The organism is Actinacidiphila bryophytorum (assembly GCF_016916835.1).
Lineage (GTDB): Bacteria > Actinomycetota > Actinomycetes > Streptomycetales > Streptomycetaceae > Actinacidiphila > Actinacidiphila bryophytorum.
The window spans coordinates 282,180-299,167 of record NZ_JAFFIX010000010.1 but is presented as its reverse complement, the minus strand read 5'-3'; the positions used below and the strand labels follow the sequence as shown (position 1 = coordinate 299,167).

Annotated in this window: 14 protein-coding genes and 1 riboswitch; of the genes, 7 read left to right on the top strand and 7 right to left on the bottom strand. The window is 74.7% G+C overall.

What is annotated here, in order from left to right; all coding sequences use genetic code 11:
- Nucleotides 1-287 precede the first annotated feature (287 nt).
- Both lnt and JT723_RS17700 read left to right on the top strand, forming a co-directional pair.
- Nucleotides 288-1,991: an apolipoprotein N-acyltransferase gene (gene lnt, locus JT723_RS17705; protein ID WP_205045608.1), complete on the top strand. Its 1,704-nt coding sequence runs from the start codon at nt 288-290 to the stop codon at nt 1,989-1,991.
- Nucleotides 1,988-2,917 carry a polyprenol monophosphomannose synthase gene (locus JT723_RS17700; RefSeq protein ID WP_205045607.1) on the top strand — a complete coding sequence of 310 codons (930 nt, stop codon included), beginning with the start codon at nt 1,988-1,990 and terminating at the stop codon, nt 2,915-2,917. Before lnt ends, JT723_RS17700 begins: the two co-directional genes overlap by 4 nt.
- Nucleotides 2,918-3,112: 195 nt before the next feature.
- Here the strand turns inward: JT723_RS17700 and JT723_RS17695 are convergent, their stop codons facing one another.
- On the bottom strand, nt 3,113-3,814 hold the full coding sequence (locus tag JT723_RS17695; RefSeq protein WP_205045606.1) for a DUF1345 domain-containing protein: 702 nt from the start codon (nt 3,812-3,814) through the stop codon (nt 3,113-3,115).
- An 83-nt stretch (nt 3,815-3,897) separates the two neighbouring features.
- Here JT723_RS17695 and fxsA point away from each other — a divergent pair, with 83 nt between their 5' ends.
- On the top strand, nt 3,898-4,494 hold the full coding sequence (gene fxsA / locus JT723_RS17690; protein ID WP_205045605.1) for an FxsA family membrane protein: 597 nt from the start codon (nt 3,898-3,900) through the stop codon (nt 4,492-4,494).
- Nucleotides 4,495-4,642: 148 nt separating this feature from the next.
- On the opposite strand, the gene JT723_RS17685 is transcribed toward fxsA, so the two are convergent.
- Both JT723_RS17685 and yczE read right to left on the bottom strand, forming a co-directional pair.
- Nucleotides 4,643-5,017 (bottom strand): RNA polymerase-binding protein RbpA, encoded by a 375-nt coding sequence (locus JT723_RS17685; protein WP_031517570.1) that lies wholly within the window; start codon nt 5,015-5,017, stop codon nt 4,643-4,645.
- Nucleotides 5,018-5,273: 256 nt separating this feature from the next.
- A complete protein-coding gene (yczE, locus tag JT723_RS17680; protein WP_251513626.1) occupies nt 5,274-5,921 on the bottom strand; it encodes a membrane protein YczE in 648 nt (215 codons plus the stop codon).
- 156 nt (nt 5,922-6,077) lie between these two features.
- Here yczE and yczR point away from each other — a divergent pair, with 156 nt between their 5' ends.
- Nucleotides 6,078-7,568 carry a MocR-like transcription factor YczR gene (gene yczR, locus JT723_RS17675; protein WP_205045604.1) on the top strand — a complete coding sequence of 497 codons (1,491 nt, stop codon included), beginning with the start codon at nt 6,078-6,080 and terminating at the stop codon, nt 7,566-7,568.
- 368 nt (nt 7,569-7,936) lie between these two features.
- Here yczR and JT723_RS17670 read toward each other — a convergent pair whose 3' ends face one another.
- Nucleotides 7,937-9,535 (bottom strand): hypothetical protein, encoded by a 1,599-nt coding sequence (locus JT723_RS17670; RefSeq protein ID WP_205045603.1) that lies wholly within the window; start codon nt 9,533-9,535, stop codon nt 7,937-7,939.
- 158 nt (nt 9,536-9,693) lie between these two features.
- Entirely contained in the window at nt 9,694-9,888 is a 195-nt protein-coding gene (locus JT723_RS17665; RefSeq protein ID WP_033172702.1) for a hypothetical protein, read from the bottom strand.
- Between the two features lie 177 nt (nt 9,889-10,065).
- Between JT723_RS17665 and JT723_RS17660 the strand changes: the two genes are divergently transcribed.
- From JT723_RS17660 to JT723_RS17650, 3 genes are all read left to right on the top strand, one after another.
- A complete protein-coding gene (locus JT723_RS17660; protein ID WP_205045602.1) occupies nt 10,066-10,695 on the top strand; it encodes a nucleoside/nucleotide kinase family protein in 630 nt (209 codons plus the stop codon).
- Nucleotides 10,696-10,768: 73 nt separating this feature from the next.
- Nucleotides 10,769-11,785, top strand: coding sequence for a GNAT family N-acetyltransferase (locus tag JT723_RS17655; RefSeq protein ID WP_205045601.1), 1,017 nt, complete (start codon nt 10,769-10,771; stop codon nt 11,783-11,785).
- Nucleotides 11,786-12,172: 387 nt separating this feature from the next.
- Nucleotides 12,173-12,360: riboswitch (cyclic di-AMP (ydaO/yuaA leader) on the top strand.
- Nucleotides 12,361-12,365: 5 nt separating this feature from the next.
- Nucleotides 12,366-13,166: a M23 family metallopeptidase gene (locus JT723_RS17650; RefSeq protein WP_205045600.1), complete on the top strand. Its 801-nt coding sequence runs from the start codon at nt 12,366-12,368 to the stop codon at nt 13,164-13,166.
- Between the two features lie 85 nt (nt 13,167-13,251).
- Here JT723_RS17650 and JT723_RS17645 read toward each other — a convergent pair whose 3' ends face one another.
- Together JT723_RS17645 and JT723_RS17640 are read right to left on the bottom strand one after the other, a co-directional pair.
- Entirely contained in the window at nt 13,252-16,143 is a 2,892-nt protein-coding gene (locus JT723_RS17645; RefSeq protein ID WP_205045599.1) for a helix-turn-helix transcriptional regulator, read from the bottom strand.
- A 10-nt stretch (nt 16,144-16,153) separates the two neighbouring features.
- Complete coding sequence (locus JT723_RS17640) at nt 16,154-16,978, bottom strand: phytanoyl-CoA dioxygenase family protein (protein WP_240165748.1); 825 nt, start codon at nt 16,976-16,978, stop codon at nt 16,154-16,156.
- Between the last annotated feature and the right edge of the window lie 10 nt (nt 16,979-16,988).

Genomic DNA, 16,988 nt, shown 5'->3' with positions numbered 1-16,988 from the left:
TCGGGGGCACCCCCACCCTGACTCCGTCGGGGGCACCCCCACCCTGACTCCGTCGGGGGCACCCTCCCCCTGACTCCGTCGGGGGCACCCCCACCCTGACTCCGTCGGGGGACCCTCCCTGACCTCGCCGGGGGGCCGCACGGACTCCCACTTGCGCCTCGGCGGAGGGCCGCGGCTTTGGGTGGGGCGGCCGGAGATGGGAAGCTTTGCTCATCCGCGGCTCACCCTTGCGTCATCACGAGGTACGGTCGCCTTCACCACCCTCCACCTGCAGGAAGGCCGCGACCGTGCGCCTGCGCCCCGAAGCCGCCCCCGAAGCGCCCCCGGCGGACCCCGGCGTGCCGGAGACGGCGGACGGAAAGCCGCCGGCCGAACCGGCCGGCGGACCCGACGGGCAGGCGCCGCCGCGGGCCTCGCGCCGCCGGCGGTTCGTCGCGCTCGCCCGCAGGTCGGCCCGCAGCAGCGCGGTCGCCGCGGCGAGCGGCCTGGCCCTGGCCGCCGCCTTCCCGCCCTACGACCTGTGGCCGCTGTCGCTCGTCGCGGTCGCCGCGCTGTCGCTGCTGACCCGCGGCAGGACGGTGCGGCAGGGCGCCTGGCTCGGCTTCGCCTTCGGCTTCCCCTTCTTCGTCTGGCTGCTGCAGTGGCTGCACACCGTCGGCTGGGACGCCGTGGTGGGCCTCGCGGCCATCGAGGCGGTCTTCCTGGCCGCGCTGGGCGCCTGCCTGGTGCTGGGCCAGCGGCTGCCCTGGTGGCCGCTGTGGGCGGCCTGCCTTTGGGTCACCGAGGAGCTGACCCGGGACCGGCTGCCTTTCGGCGGCTTCCCGTGGGGGCGGCTGGCCTTCGCCAACGCCGGCTCCCCGTTCACCCCGCTGGCCGCGCTCGGCGGCGCCCCGCTGGTGACCTTCGCGGTCGCGCTCAGCGGCACGCTGCTGGCCGCGGCGGCGCTCACCGGCCTGCGGCTGTACCGCAGCCGCGCCTGGAGCCCCGGCTCGGTGCTGCCCGCGGCCGGCGCCCTGGTGCTGTCCGCGGCGGTGCTGCTGGCGGGCCTGCTCGTACCGGTGCCGACGGACGCCGCCGACCACGTGAAGATCGCCGTCGTGCAGGGCAACGTCCAGCAGCCGGGCATGCACTTCCTCGGCCGCCCGATGATGATCCTGGACAACCACGTCAAGGCCACGCTCAAGCTCGCCGCCGACATCAAGGCGGGCCGGGTGCCCAAGCCCGACCTGGTGCTGTGGCCGGAGAACTCCTCCGACCTCGACCCGTTCTCCAACCCCGCCGCGTACGACAAGATCACCGAGGCGGTGCAGGCGGTCGGCGTCCCGGTGCTGGTGGGCGTCCTGGTGGACGGCCCGGACGCCGACCACGTGCAGAACGAGGGCATCGTCTGGGACCCGGTCAAGGGCCCGGGCGCGCACTACACCAAGCAGCACCCGGTGCCCTTCGGCGAGTACGTGCCCTTCCGCAAGGAGCTGACCAAGGTCATCAGCCGGCTGGACGAGATCCCGCGGGACTTCTACCCCGGCAAGACCACCGGTGTGCTGCAGATCGGCCCGGCCCGGCTGGGCGACGTGATCTGCTTCGAGGTCGCCTACGACGGCATCGTGCGCGACACCGTCAACGCCGGGGCGCGGGCCATCGTCGTACAGACCAACAACGCCACCTACGGCAGAACCGGGCAGCCCGAGCAGCAGCTCGCGATGTCCCGGCTGCGCGCGATCGAGCACGGGCGGGCCGTCGTCACCGCCGCGACCAGCGGGATCAGTGCGATCGTCGGTCCCGATGGCAAGATCGAACAGCGCAGCGAGGAGTTCACCCAGCAGGTGCTGAACGCCGACATCCCGCTGCGCGACGGCAAGACGGTCGCCGATCGCGTCGGTGCGGCACCCGAGTGGGCACTCGCTATGGTGGGGCTTCTGTCCTGTGCGGTCGCCATCGCGCTCGACAGGCGGGGCCGTACCCGCACCACGAAAGGACAGGAACAGCAGTGAACGACGGCGAGCAGCGGAGCTTCGGGCCGCTCGGCAGGGTCCTGGTCATCATCCCGACCTACAACGAGGCCGAGAACGTGGTGCCGATCGTGCGGCGGGTGCGGGCCGCGGTGGCGGACGCCCACGTCCTGATCGCCGATGACAACAGCCCTGACGGCACCGGCAAGCTGGCCGACGACCTGGCCGCCGACGACACCTGCGTGCACGTGCTGCACCGCAAGGGCAAGGAGGGGCTCGGCGCCGCCTACCTGGCGGGCTTCCGCTGGGGCATCGACAACGGCTACGACGTTCTGGTCGAGATGGACGCCGACGGCTCCCACCAGCCCGAGGAGCTGCCGCGGCTGCTGACCGCGCTCAAGAGCGCCGACCTGGTGCTCGGCTCGCGCTGGATCCCCGGCGGCCGGGTGGTGAACTGGCCCAGGAGCCGCGAGTTCATCTCCCGCGGCGGCAGCACGTACTCCCGGCTGATGCTCGGCGTGACCATCCGCGACGTCACCGGCGGCTACCGGGCCTTCCGCAAGGAGACCCTGCTCGGCCTCGGCATGGACGACGTCGCCTCCGCCGGCTACTGCTTCCAGGTGGACCTGGCCTGGCGTGCGGTCAAGGCCGGCTTCCACGTGGTCGAGGTGCCGATCACCTTCGTGGAGCGCGAGCGCGGCGACAGCAAGATGAGCCGCAACATCGTCGCCGAGGCCCTGCTGCGGGTCACCGCGTGGGGCATCAGCTCCCGGGTCGGCAAGATCACCGGCGGAAAGCCGTCCGCCGCTGCCGACGCCAGGAGCGCGGTCGACGGCACCGATGCCAATGCCAATGCCGACGCCGAGGCCGACCCGGAGGCGGACGTACGCCCGCACGTCGGCCCCCAGGCGGACGGCGGCGCCGACGACGCGATCACCGCCGAGGCGGGCCGCCCGACGCCCTCCTAGGCCGTCCCAGGCCCCGCACGGCGGCCCCGCGGCCCTAGGGCCTGTCGTTTGGATCTCCGCGGCGTCGCGGCGCCCGGCACGCACATCTGCCGCGTTGTCGTCGGTCGACGACGCTCCGCGTCGCCTCCCTCCTCCGCCTTGCAGCTGCACGCACCGAACACCGCTCCTTCTCCACGGAGATCCAAACGACAGGCCCTAGCCCAGGATGTTCACCGCACGCGCCACCACCAGCACCACGGTCAGCAGGGACACCGCGGACTGCGCGAGCATCAGGGCCTTCGCCCAGCGCGTCACCGGCATCACGTCGGTCGGGCTGAAAGCCGTGGAGTTAGTGAAGGACAGGTAGAAGTAGTCGAAGAAGGCCGGCTCCCAGTGCGGTGGGGCCAGCTCCGGCGACTGCATCTGGACGAAGAGGAAGTCCGGTACGTCCCGCTCGCCCTGGGAGCGGGCCGCCGGGCCGCCGCGGTCCAGCTCCCAGTACAGCAGCGCGAAGATCACCACGTTGGTCAGCCAGATCGCACCGCCGGTCAGCAGCAGCGTCCCCGCTGCCGCGGTCTCGGTACCGCGGATCAGCCCGGCCACCAGGCGGATCGCCGAATAGGCGTTGGCGCCGCCGATCACCAGGGCCAGGCCGATCTCCAGCGCCCGGACCGTACGCGAGCCGCGCTCGATGCGGTGCGGGTTGCTCGCGATCAGCGCGACCAGCAGCACCAGCTCCACGGTCGGCATCAGCCACCGCGGGTGCACCGCCAGCCGGGAGGGCAGCGCCAGCTGGATCACCACCACGGCCACCACCGCGGCGGTGGAGGCCCAGCGCGGCTCCCCGCGGGTGACCCGGCGCCAGGCCGGCAGCAGCACGTGTTCTGTTTCCCGCAGGTCGTCCGTCACGTCGCACATCGTGTCGGCAGGGCACCGCGGGAGTCCACCGCGGGCGGTCCCTGCCGACCCGGCCTTTACCCGCTCTTTGGCACACTTGAGCTATGACGACGAGTACCCCGCCCCCCGTCCGCCCGCGCTCCGCGCAGCAGCCGCGGCGGCGCTCCCGCGCCAGGACCGTGGTGCCGCTGGTGATCGCGGCCTGGGCGGTGCTGGAGATCTGGCTGCTGACGGTGGTGGCCTCCGCCACCAGCGGCCTGGTGGTGCTGCTCTGCATCGTCGCCGGCTTCGTCCTGGGCGCCGCCGCCGTCAAGCGGGCCGGGCGCAGCGCCTGGCGCAACCTGACCGCCGCGGTCCAGCAGCAGCAGGCCGGTGCCGCGGCACCGGCCGAGGTGCCGGCCGGCGGCGGGCGTACGGGACTGCACATGCTGGGCGGGATGCTGCTGATCATCCCCGGCTTCATCTCCGACGCCGTGGGCCTGGTGCTGCTCTTCCCGCCGACCCGCAAGCTGGTCGGCTCGCTGGCCGAGCGCGCCGCTGCCCGCTCGATGCGCCGCCACCCGGGTGCCGCCGACCCCGGTTCGCTGGGCGACCTCTTCCAGCAGGCCCAGCAGGCCGGTGAGCAGAGCCGTATCCACCGCCCCGACGGCAAGGTCATCCAGGGTGAGGTCGTCGACCGCGAGGGTCCGCGGCAGAACTGAGCAGCGCTGACGCAGCGCTGGCGGGGGTGTCCGGGCACGGGAAAGGTGTCCGGACACGACAAAGCCGCCCGGCGGAAAACGCAACGCTGCGTTCCGCGCCGGGCGGGATGGTCGGTGCCGCCCCCGGACGTCACCCGGGGAGCGGGTCTCAAGCGGTCTTGCGGTTGTCACGCGGATGCACCGCGATGTTCATCGCCCCGGAGCGCAGGACGGCCAGCCGTTCGGCCAGCACCTCCTCCAGCTCCTCCAGCGTGCGCCGCTCCATGAGCATGTCCCAGTGCGTGCGCGCGGGCTTGGTGGTCTTCTCCTCGGGACCTTCTCCGTCCACCAGAAGTGCGGTCTGGCCGCAGGCGCGGCACTCCCACTCCGGCGGAATCTCGGCCTCGACCGAGAACGGCATCTCAAAGCGATGTCCGTTCCGGCATGCGTACTCAACGGTCTGGCGCGGGGCCAGATCGATACCGCGGTCGGTCTCGTAGCTGGTGGCCCCGAGTCGCGTGCCGCGGAGAGCTCGCTCACTCATGAATCGTGCCTCCCGGGCTTGGTCGCCCACAGGACAGGTGTCGCTGTCGTCGTCATCCGGTCAACGTCCGGTCGGCGGTGAAGATTCCCGATGAGGGATATGCGTCGCCCGTCGTGTCGCCCCTGTTTGTACCCACCGGCGCCCGGTTTGTCACATCTGAGGGGGGATGTCACCCGGTGTTGTCATATCTTTTGCGTGCAGTAACGGTCAAGCTACCGGGCCAACCGCGTACACTACCGGTCCGCACCGCCCGAGGCTAAATCGTGTCCGCAACCGCCGCGTGCTCCCGCGGACCTGCCCCCGCCGGTGCCCCGGCCCGGATTCGGCTACCCGCCTGCGGGCCGCCGAAAACCCGGAGGAAGAACTGGGCGAGCGGGCCGATCGCCAGCGCGTACAGGACGGTGCCCGCGCCGACCCCGCCGCCGAGCAGGAAACCGGCCGCCAGCACGGTCAGCTCGATGCCCGTGCGGATCAGCCGCAGCGAGCGGCCCGTCCTGCGGTGCAGGCCCGTCATCAGCCCGTCCCGCGGTCCGGGGCCGAAGCGGGCCGCGATGTACAGGCCGGTCGCCACCCCGTTGAAGAGCACCCCGGCCAGCAGCAGCGGGATACGGGCGCCCAGCGCCTCCACGTGCGGGACCAGCGCGCAGGTCGCGTCGATCGAGGCGCCCACCAGGACGACGTTGGACACCGTGCCCAGGCCCGGACGCTGCCGGATCGGCCACCACAGCAGCAGTACCACCGCACCGACGAGAATGGAGACGGTGCCGATGCTGATCCCGGTGTGCTTCGACAGGCCCTGGTGGAAGACATCCCACGGGTCCAGGCCGAGGTCGGCGCGGATCACCAGCGCGTCGGTCACGCCGTAGAGGACCAGGCCGGCGTACAGCCGTACGAGACGGCCCACCGGCAGCGGGCCACGCAGGAGAAGAGGCGGACGGGACGGAAACGGACGAAACGGCGACAACGGAACCCCCCTGGCGGTCGTACGGACGCGCATGCCACTGTGTGGCCTGGAAGGGGAAGCAATCCATGGCCAATCCGCGGAAGGTGGACTGAATTCATGTCGCAGTGGACTGCGTCGGTCAGCGCGGCACATCTGGCCCGGCTGCTGCAGCCGGGACCCGCGCCCAGCACAGGCGGCCGCAAACTGCCCGCCTACCGCGGACTCGCCGACGGCGTCAGGCTGCTGGTGCTCGAAGGCCGCGTCCAGGTCGCCGCACGGCTGCCCGCCGAACGCGAACTCGCGCTCGCGCTCGGCGTCAGCAGGACCACCGTGGCCGCCGCCTACGAGGCGCTGCGGGCCGAGGGATTCGCCCGCTCCCGGCGCGGCGCCGGCAGCTGGACCGCGATCCCCGAAGGCCATGTGCTGCCCTCCCGCAGCCTCGAACCCCTGCCGCCCGACGCGGCCGGCACCGTCATCGACCTCGGCTGCGCCGCACTGCCCGCGCCCGAGCCGTGGCTGACCAACGCCATGCAGGGCGCCCTCGCGGAACTCCCCGCCTACGCCGCCACCCACGGCGACTTCCCCGCGGGCCTGCCCGTGCTGCGCGAGGCCATCGCCGACCGCTACACCGCGCGGGGCGTGCCCACCATGCCCGAGCAGATCATGGTGACCACCGGGGCGATGGGCGCCATCGGGGCCGCCGCCCGGCGGGTGGCGGGCTTCGGCGAACGCGTCGCCGTCGAGTCGCCCAGCTACGCCAACGTCCTCGAACTCTTCCGGGAGACCGGGGCGCGGCTGGTAGCCGTCGCGCTGCGCGAAGGCCTGGGCGGCTGGGACATGGGCGCATGGCGCCGCGTCCTGCGGGACGCGGCGCCCCGGATGGTGTACGTCATGCCCGACTACCACAACCCCACCGGCACGCTCGTCGGCGACGAGGAGCGGCGCGAGCTGGTGGAGGCGGCCAGGGCCGCGGGCACGGTCGTCGTGGCCGACGAGACCATGGCGGAACTCACCCTCGACGGTGACGAGTCGGGCGTGCGCCCGATGGCCGCGTTCGACCGCGGCGGGACCGTCATGACCGTCGGCTCCGCCAGCAAGGCCGTCTGGGCCGGGCTGCGCATCGGCTGGGTCAGGTCCACGCCCGACGTCGTGCGGCGCCTGGTCTCCGCGCGCGCCTACCTCGACCTGGGCTCGCCGGTCGTGGACCAGCTCGCCGTCGCCTGGCTGCTGCGGGGCGGCGGCTGGGACCAGGCGCTCGCCGCGCGGCGCGCACGAGCCCGCGAGTGCCGGGACGACCTCGCGGCGGCGCTGCGCGAGCACACTCCCGGGTGGGACTTCGCGGTGCCCCGCGGCGGCATGACCATGTGGGTACGCACCGGGGACGTCTCCGGCTCGCGGCTCGCCGTGGCCGGCGAACGCCTCGGGGTCCGCGTTCCTTCAGGCCCCCGCTTCGGCGTCGACGGCGCCTTCGAGTCCTACGTCCGGGTCCCCTTCACGGTCAGCGGCCCCACCGCCACCGAGGCGGCCACCCGCCTCGCGGCCGCCGCCGCCCTCATCCACTCCGGCGCCGCCCCCGACGCCGACCCCTCCAGCCTCTTCGTCGCCTAGCCCCGACGAGGGGGTCCTTTGCCCGGGAGGGCGCCCACCTAGGGGCGCGGGGAACTGCGCGCGCAACCACCCATCGGCGGGTGGTCCGTCTTCGAAAGGAATTGCCTCTTCGGGTCGGTGCCGACCCGCGCGTGGGTGGTGGGTTGGTCGCGCAGTTCCCCGCGCCCCTGGGGGGCGCCGCCGGCCGCTGCGGTGCCGCCTCACCCCGGCGGGGGTGCCCTTGCGGCTGGGCCGAGCTGCCAGGGGCGCGGGGAACTGCGCGACCAGCCCACCACCGGGGGGTGGTCCGGCGGGGACGGTGCAGCCCCCTTGGGGCGGCGGCCTCTGGGGGAGAGGGTGCCCACCCTCGAAGGGGAGGCCGGTTGGGCTCAGGTCAAGTCGGCCACCGTGCGGATGACCGCTTCCTTGCGCAAGGTGGACGGTTCCGGCTCGGGGGCCGGGTCCTGGGCCGGGGCGGGGGGCGGGGTGGCGCCCGGGAGGAGGGCGAGGACGGCCTCGCGCTGGGGGGAGGTCGCCTCGTCGTCGTAGGGGTCGGGGGTCGCCGGGACCTGGAGCCGCAGCACCGGCCCGGTGCCGAGCCGGGCGTACCCCCGGCCCGGGGGCACCTCCGCGGCCGGGGTGGTGCGCTGCGCCGCCCCCAGCACCGCCTCGACGTGCTCGGGCGCGAGCCGCCCGAGCACGACCCGCGCCCGGGTGTGGGCGATGACGACCGGCGCCAGCGCTTCCGTGGCGTCGAGCTGGTCGGCGACGGCCACGGCCACGTTCGCGGCCCGCCCGTGCCGCAGCGGCACGTCGAGCAGCAGCTGCGGGTCGGGCCGCCCTTCGGCCAGCGCCAGCTGGCTGAGCGCGGTGGGCCGGTCCACCAGGATCCACAGCGGGCGCCGCGCGTCCTCGTCGAGGGGCCGGCCTTCCTGCCGGGCGCGGTTGACGGCGACGAGCCGCCGCTCGGTCTCGTGCGCGGCCCATTCGAGCGTGGCGGCGGCGCCGAGCAGCCCGTCCTCGACGGCGAGCACCCCCGGCCGCCCGGTCAGGCACGCGTATTCGCCGGTGCCGCTGCCGTCCACGATGACGACGTCGCCGTGCACGAGCGACTGCAGTGCGATGGACCGCAGCAGGCTGGTCGTGCCGGTGCCCGGCTGGCCGAGTGCCAGCAGGTGCGGCTCGGTGGAGCGGGCGCCGGTGCGCCAGACGACGGGCGGCGCGTCGCGGGTCTCCGCACCGCTGCCGGCGACCGGCACCGTCCGCGGTACGGCGTCGGCGTCGGTGAAGCCGAGCACCGTCTCGCCGGGCGCGGTGACGAAGCGCTGGGCGACGATGTCGGTGGGCAGCGGTGGCAGCGCGGTGAGGGTGAGGTGGTTGTCCTCCTCGTTCCAGTCGAAGCGGTACTCCCGGCCCCGCCCGGCCTTGGCGTGCAGCAACTGCTCGACCCTGGCGCGGGACTCGGCCTCGCCGTCGGTGAAGTAGGCGGGGTAGCGCAGGTGCAGCCGGGCCAGCCGGCCGTCCTCGAAGTCGTAGGAGCTGAAGGCCTTGTCCCAGCTGCCGTCGTAGGCGTAGAGGGGCGCGGGGTCGGCCGGGTCCGACAGGTACGGGACCAGCGCCTCGTACAGTGACTGGAGCCGCCCGGTCTCCGCCTCGCCGGGTCCCGCGGGGGCGGCGGGGGTGCGGTCGCGGCCCATCCAGGCCGCGGAGGCCAGCAGCGCGGCGACGGCGAGCAGCGGCCCGTACGGCATCATCACCACGACGACAAGACCGGCGGCGGCCAGCAGGAGTGCGGGGCCGCGCCGGTCCTTGGGGGTGCGGCCCCACCAGCTGGTGGTCCAGGCGGCCTGCCGGCGCATGCCGCGGGCGATGGTGATGACGGGGTGGAGGACGTCGGAGGCGCCGTCGGCGGCGCTGCGCGCCAGGTCGCGACCGCGGACGAGCGCCGGTCGGCTGCTCAGGATGCTGGGAAGGGGACGCCTGGCCACGGTTGCTCCATGGGGTGGTTCGGGTGCGGGGGCCGCGGGGGACGCGCGGCGGTGCAGCGGGGGAGGGTGTGGGACCGAAAGCGACCCGGGAGCGGGGCGACCGCTCCCGGGTCTGCGGGTGGCATACGCATACGTCGTGCCGTCTGCCGTTACGCCGGCTAGATCTTGATCCCGCCCAGCAGGCTGGCCAGGCTCGCGCCGCCCGCGGTGATGCTGGGGGCGATGGCGGTGCTCGCGAGGTAGAAGCCGAACAGCGCGCTGACGATGCCGTGGGACACCTTCAGCCCGTCCTTGCGGAAGAACAGGAAGACGATGACGCCGAGCAGGACGACGCCGGAGATGGACAGGATCATGGGCTTTCTCCTGGGTGATGGGGACGGTCACCATGAGTTCTTCCAGGGTCACAAAAAGTCATGATTCCCGCGCGCTGGCAAACGGGTGATTTGTAGAGAATTTCCCCCATATGAGTGGACGCACGGCCGCCTCGTACCCGGCGGAGCGCCCGCCCGGCGGTCCGGCAGGATGGCCGTGTGCAGCTCACCCCGATCACCTGGCCCCGGCTCGCGGAGGCCCTCGCCGACCGGATCGCGGCGAAGGCGCCGCCCGCGGGGCCGTGGTGGCGGGTCGCGGTGGACGGCGCCCCCGCCGCCGGCACCGCGGACCTGGCGGACGCCGTGGCCGCGGCGCTGCCTGCGCTGGGCCACCCGGTGCTGCGGGTGCGGGCGCAGTCCTTCTGGCGGCCCGCCTCGCAGCGGCTGGAATACGGGCACGAGGACGTCGACGCGTACTACCAGCTGTGGCTGGACACCGGCGCCCTGCGCCGCGAGGTGCTCGACCCGCTCGGCCCCGGCGGCAGCGGGCGTGCCCTGCCCTCGCTGCGCGACCCGGGCACGGACCGCTCCACCCGTGCGGAGTACGTGGCGCTGCCGCCGGGCGGCGTCCTGGTGCTGGACGGCCCGCTGCTGCTCGGCCAGGGCCTGCCGCTGGACCTGACGGTGCATCTGCGGCTGTCGGAGGGCGCGCTGCGGCGGCGTACGGAGCCGGACCAGCAGTGGACGCTGCCCGCCTACCGGCGCTATGCGAGCGAGGCGCTGCCGGAAGAGAGCGCCGATGTCCTGGTACGCGCCGACGACCCGCGGCACCCGGCCTGGAGCGGCTGAGGCGGGCCGCGGCCGCCGGCGTACCACCCGCCTTGCCGTGGGGGTATGCGCCCCGCTAGCGTCCTCGAACACCATGACTGTCGCCACCGCGCCGCTGACGGCCGAGCACATACCCCTGGCCGTGCAGCGTTACGACCGCTGGTTCTCCCGTGCCCGGCGCCCCCCGTCCCAGCGCTCCTGGCTGGCCGACGGACCGGTGCGCGGCGACGAACTGGTGGGCAGGCTGCACGCCGTGCCCGGCCTGGAAGCATGCCGCGCCCTGGACGGCGACGGCAACCTGATCGGCTACCTCGCCGCCCAGCCGGTCACTCTGGCCGCCGACGACCCGGCGGCGCTGCGCACCCACCCGCGCTCCGCGCTCGTCCCCTACGGCGGCCACGCGCTGCCCGGCGGGCGGGAGACCGAGGTGCTGCGCTCGATGTACGCGAAGGTCGCCGAGCGGCTGGTCGCGGACCGCCGGCTGGTCCACTACGTGCAGGTGCCGGCCGGCGACGTCGCGACCGCCCCCTGGGCCGACCTCGGCTTCGGCCGCGAGGTGGTGCACGGCCTGATGGCGGTCAAGGCCAGGGGCCGCCAGCCGCGCGGCGTCGAGGGCCTGGGCATCCGCCGCGCGGGACCGGGCGACCTGCCGCAGATCGGCCGGATGGCCGCGGAGTCCTCCCGGCGGCAGCGCGAGTCGGCGATGTTCCAGCCGCAGCCCGAGGGTCCGCTGGCCGCCCTGCGGCTGCACTACGCCGACGCGCTCGCCGACCCGCGCTGCGGTGCCTGGATCGCGTCCCGCAGGGGCGAGGAGATCGCCATGGTGGTGGTCGTCCCCGCCACCCCCGACCCGGTGATACCCGAGTCGTGCGTGGAGTTGGCCGAGGCGTACGTGGAGCCCGCCGCGCGCGGCGAGGGCATCAGCCGGGTGCTGCTGGCCACCGCGCTGGCGTGGGCGTACGACAACGGGCACCGCTACATGTCGGCCCGCTGGCACTCGGCGTCCCCGCTGGCGGCCGGGCACTGGCCCGCGGTCGGTTTCCGGCCGGTCGGCTACCGGCTCAGCAGGACCCTGGACGCACGTATCGGCGGGGCACCCGGAAGCTACTGAAACGCGGCCTGACGGGCCGTCGGCCGCAAAACGTGACCGATCCGAAATTCCTGGGCAATTCCGGCATTTCGCAGTGACCGGGATCACCCGCGAACCGCCGCGTGACCGGCGTCACCGGGGGAACACGGTCCGGTTTCCCCGGAACACCCGCTGTTCCCGGCGCGGGCGGTTTGTCACCCTGCGCACCCCGCCCCTCGACCCGCGGCGACCGGCGCGCACACGCACCGGTATGCCCGGACGGCGGGGAGTAACCACCGGTACGGGCGGAATGGTGGGGCATGCCGCCTTTGGTTGCCCGCCGCTCCCGGCGTCGTCTAGCTTCGCCCTACCGCGGGCCGGACGCCCGCGAATCCGCCGGGCGGGACGCCGAATCCTGCCGCCGCCCGGTGATCGGAACAGCCGAGCATTCAGCGCAGGAGCGGGGGACCCAGGTAAGCCGCCGTCCGGGGACACCGGACGGCTCGGGGTGAAGTCGCGCCGCCGCACGCACACCGCACAGCGCGGGCACGGCAGGCGCGGCCGGGCATCTCCTGCCCGAACCCGACAGCTCACCTCGCAGGCGTAGGAGAGGAATTCCCCCATGCCCGCAAAGGGACAGCACCGCAAGCCCCGCTCGCTCAACCGCCTCACCCGGGTGTGCATCGCCGCCGGCACCGGGGGCGCCGCCCTCGCCCTGCCGCTGGTCTCCGTCGCCCACGCGTCGGCCGCCGAGCCCGCCAAGGCCCCCGCCGCCTCCGCCAAGGCCCACCAGTACACCGTGGTACGCGGCGACACCCTCGCGAAGATCGCCACCGCCCACCACGTCAAGGGCGGCTGGAAGGCCCTCTACAACGCCAACAAGAAGGTCATCGGCACCAACCCGAGCCTGATCCGCCCCGGCCAGCACCTCACGCTGAACACGGCCGTGGCCAAGGCCGCCCCGGCCCCCGCCAAGAAGGCCGCGCCCGCCGCCGCCAAGAAGACCGTCAGCGCCAGCGGGTACAGCAAGCCGGTCGGCGACGCCGCCATCGGCACGCCTTACCACGCCGAGGGCTCCAACTGGTCCTCCGGCTACCACACCGGCGTCGACTTCCTGGTCTGGAGCGGCACCCCGGTCCACTCCGTCGCCGCGGGCACCGTCGTCCACGCCGGCGCCGACGGCTCCTACGGCAACGACGTGATCATCCGGCACGCCGACGGCAAGTACACGCTGTACGGCCACCTGACCAACCCGGTCGTCTCGGCCGGCCAGACCGTCGCCTCCGGCCAGGAGATCGGCATATCCGGCGCCACCGGCAACGTCACCGGGCCGCACCTGCACTTCGAGGTCCGCACCACCCCGGACTACGGCTCCGACATCGACCCGGTCGCCTACCTCGCCGCGCACGGCGTCACCGTCTGACCCGACCCGACCCGACACGATGCGGCCCAGCCGCCGCGCCGTCCGTGCCCGCCCGGTCTTCACCACCGGGCGGGCACGGCCCAGGTCAGAACAGCCCCGCCAGCTCGCCGCGGGAGACCACACCGAGCTTCGGATACGCCTTGTAGAGGTGGTAGCCGACCGTCCGCGGGCTCAGGAACAGCCGGGCGGCGATGTCCTTGTTCGACAGGCCCTCCGCCGCCAGCCGCACGATCTGCGACTCCTGCGGTGTCAGCCCCGCCTCCGCGTCCACCGGGCCGCTCTCCCGGCCGGCCTCCGGCACCGCGCCGCCCGCCGCGCCCAGTTCGCCGCGCGCCCGTTCCGCCCAGGGACGCGCCCCCAGCCGCTCGAAGGCGTCAAGCGCCCCGCGCAGCACGGTCCTGGCCTCGTTCTTGCGCCGCGCCCGCCGCAGCCACTCGCCGTACAGCAGCCCCGTACGCGCCGACTCCATGGCCCGCCGGTGCGGGTCGTGCCCCGCGAGCGCCGCACGGAAGTACGCCTCCGCGCCGTCGTCCGGCGCCCGCAGCGCCCGGCAGCGGTCCACCAGCGCCGCCGCCCAGCCCTGCCCCGAGCGGGCCGCCCACGCCTCGAAGCGGGCGAAGGGCGCGTCCGCGCGCTCCGGCACCCCGAGCCGCACCGCGGCCTCCACCAGGTCGGGGACGCTGCGGGTCGCGCAGATGTGGTGGCGCACCGACTCCTCGCCGAGCAGCGCCAGGCGGTCGAGCGCGGCCTGCGCCCGGCCGAGACCCAGCTCCAGCAGCCCCTGCGACCAGTAGGCCCACGGTGCGCCCGGCGCCATGGCCGTACCAGAACCGCCCGCGAGGGCCGCGTCGACCAGGCCGCGGCACTCCTGCTCCTCGCCGCGCACCGCGGCGACGTGCGCGAGCGCGCTGCTCAACTGGCTCACCCACTGCCGCTGGCCGGTGTCCGCGGCGATCCGCAGCGCCTCGGCCGCGGTGGCCGCGGCGTCCTCGTAGCGGCTGTCGAAGATCTCCGCCTCCGCGCGGAAGAACATGATCGTGGTGAGCCGGCCCACCCCGCCGCTCTCCCGGCTCTCCGCGGCCAGCGCGGTCGTCAGCTCGTGCGACTGGGCGTCCTGGCCCAGCGTCAGCCCCACCCCGCACAGCATCACCAGGTCCCGCGGGTCGACCCGCCCGCCGTGCGCGGCCCGTGCCGCGTCCGCGGCGGCGCCCACCCCGGGCGGTGCCTGCCCAGCCGGGTGCCGGCCCAGCGCCCCGGTCAGGAAGCGGGCCACCGGGAGGATCGGGGCGTCCGCGGGCAGGTCGAGGGCCGCCAGCCTCTCCACGGTGTCGGCGACCTCGTCCGCGCCGAGATACCACGCGGTGTGCGTGGCCTGCACCAGCATCCGCGCCGCCCGCGCCGGATCGCTCACCGCGACCAGCCCGGCCCCCTCGACCAGCCCCCGGTGGGCACCGGAGAAGTCCCCCTCCCAGAAGTCGGCCAGCCCGCGTACGTACATCGCCCGCGCCCGCGCCTGCCCCGCGGCCTCCTCCCCAGCCCCGTAGACCGCGCCTGCCCCCGCCTGCCCGGCGACCTCCCCGCCACTGGCTGCGCTGGCCCCCTGGGGGGAGCCGGGCGGTCCTGCGGTGGGCGGTGCGGGTGTGCCTGGGGCTTGCGGGGGTGCGGGCGGGTGGGGGCGGAGGGAGCGGGTGGCCTGGTCGGCCAGGGTGCGGGCCTGGGGGAGTTCGCCGGCCTCGGAGGCGGACTCCGCGGCCAGCAGCAGGCGGCGCAGCCGGGACGCGGGGTCGGTGCTCAGCCGGGCGGCACGGGCGTAGGCGGCGGCAGCCGCGGTGTGCCCGCTGCGTTCCCTGGCGCGGCCCGCGGTCTGTTCGAGCGCCGTCGCCACCTCCTCGTCAGGGCCGGTCGCCGCCGCGGCCAGGTGCCAGGCCCGGTGGTCGGGCTCGCGCTCGGGGTCGGCGGCGCGGGCCAGGGCGCGGTGTGCGGCCAGCCGCTCCGGGAGCGCGGCCCGCTGGTGGATCGCGGCCCGCACCAGCGGGTGGCGGAAGCGCAGTGCGGTGCCGCCCACCGTGACCAGCCCGGCGTCCTGCGCGGGCGGCAGGTCCGCGACGCCCGCGTCCAGGTCGGCCGCGGCCCGCAGGATCGTGCCCAGCTCGCCCGTGTGGTCGGCGGCGGCCACCAGCAGCAGCGTCTGGGTGGCCCGCGGCAGATGGCTGACCCGGCCGTGGAAGGCCAGTTGCAGCCGGCTGGTCAGCGGCAGCGGATGGGCCACGTCGGCGGTGGCTTCCGGGCCGCGCAGGCCGACGGGCAGTTCGAGCAGTGCCAGCGGATTGCCCTGCGCCTCGGCGAGCACCTGCCGGCGTACCGGCTCGGCGAGCGGCCCGGCACGGTCGGCGAGCAGTGCTCCTGCCGCCGCCTCGTCCAGCGGCGCGGGCCGCAGCTCGGGCAGCCCCGGCGCCGGGAAGGCGCCCTCGCCGTCCCGTGCGGCGAAGACCAGGGCGATACCCTCCGCGTCCAGCCTGCGGGCCGCGAAGGCCAGCGCGTCGGCGGACGCCCGGTCCAGCCACTGGGCGTCGTCCACGACGCACAGCAGCGGGCCGTCCGCCGCGTGCTCGGACAGCAGCGACAGCACCGCGAGCCCGACGAACATCGGCTCGCCCGCGCCCTCGCCCGCACCCTCCGCCGCCAGGCCGAACGCCGCCCGCAGCGCCCGCCGTTGCGGCTCGGGCAGCGCGTCCAGCGACCCCAGTGCCGGACGCAGCAGCAACTGCAGCCCGGCGTAGGGCAGTTCCGCCTCGAACTCCACGCCCGAGCCGCGCACCACGCTCATGCCCTCGGCCGCGCCGACCGCGTACTCCAGCAGCGCTGTCTTGCCGATCCCGGCCTCGCCGCGCAGCACCAGCACACCGCTGCGCCCGGCCCGCGCGCCGTCCAGCAGTGCCCGCAGCTCCGCCGCTTCCCCGTCCCGTCCGTGCAGCATGCCCCGCACGCTAGCCGACCGGCCCGCCGCCGCCCGCGGCGCCGAGCCCCTGCCGTATCGCCGACTCCACCGGCGAGTACGCCCCGTCCGCCCGCTCCAACTCCAGCGGCACCGCGGGGTGCAGCGGCGGCTGCGCCATGAAGCGCGGCCGGCTGCCGTGGTGCGGCTGCGCCGCGTGCACCAGGAAGGGGTGGCACAGGAAGACATCGCCGGCCCGGCCCGTCGCCAGTGCGACGGGCCGGTGCTCGCTCGCCGAGACCAGCGCGGGGGCCAGCGCCAGGCCCGACACACCCGCCTCGCCGTACGGGGCGAGCAGCGGCGGGATGTCCAGGTGGGAGCCGACCCTGATACGGGTCGGCGCATTGTGCTCGTCGACGTCCGTGAAGAGGAACAGCATCAGCAGCGCCCGGTCGCGTGAGCGCAGGTTGGTGAAGTACCAGGTGGCGCCGTCGGGGAGATAGCTGCCCTCGATGTGCCAGCCGGCGTCGTCGGGCTCCTCCTCGTGGGGGAAGCGCAGCGGGAAGGAGCCCAGCGAGTCGCGCGGCACCCACCGGCCCGCGCCGACCAGCAGGTCGAACGCGGCATGCAGCACGGGGGTGTTGGCAGCGGCGGCGAAGGGTGGCTGCGCCATCCCGCCCACCCAGTGCACCGGCTGTGTCCACGTCGCCGGGTCGTCGGGGTCGCACCCGGTCTCCTGCCACAGCAGCGCCGCGCACTCCCGCGCGACCTCCGCGGAGAAGGCCCCCTCGATCTTCACGAAGCCGTCCCGCAGGAAGGCCTCGGCCATGCCCGTACCGTCCGCCTGACCGGCCTGCGCACCCGCCGTCGCGTCCATGCGCCCGATC

Coding starts and splice junctions, on each gene's coding strand:
- fxsA (WP_205045605.1), top strand. CDS start 3,898: ATGACGACGAGTACCCCGCCCCCCGTCCGCCCGCGCTCCGCGCAGCAG.
- JT723_RS17685 (WP_031517570.1), bottom strand. CDS start 5,017: ATGAGTGAGCGAGCTCTCCGCGGCACGCGACTCGGGGCCACCAGCTAC.
- JT723_RS17695 (WP_205045606.1), bottom strand. CDS start 3,814: ATGTGCGACGTGACGGACGACCTGCGGGAAACAGAACACGTGCTGCTG.
- JT723_RS17665 (WP_033172702.1), bottom strand. CDS start 9,888: ATGATCCTGTCCATCTCCGGCGTCGTCCTGCTCGGCGTCATCGTCTTC.
- JT723_RS17655 (WP_205045601.1), top strand. CDS start 10,769: ATGACTGTCGCCACCGCGCCGCTGACGGCCGAGCACATACCCCTGGCC.
- JT723_RS17650 (WP_205045600.1), top strand. CDS start 12,366: ATGCCCGCAAAGGGACAGCACCGCAAGCCCCGCTCGCTCAACCGCCTC.
- JT723_RS17645 (WP_205045599.1), bottom strand. CDS start 16,143: ATGCTGCACGGACGGGACGGGGAAGCGGCGGAGCTGCGGGCACTGCTG.
- yczR (WP_205045604.1), top strand. CDS start 6,078: ATGTCGCAGTGGACTGCGTCGGTCAGCGCGGCACATCTGGCCCGGCTG.
- JT723_RS17640 (WP_240165748.1), bottom strand. CDS start 16,978: ATGGACGCGACGGCGGGTGCGCAGGCCGGTCAGGCGGACGGTACGGGC.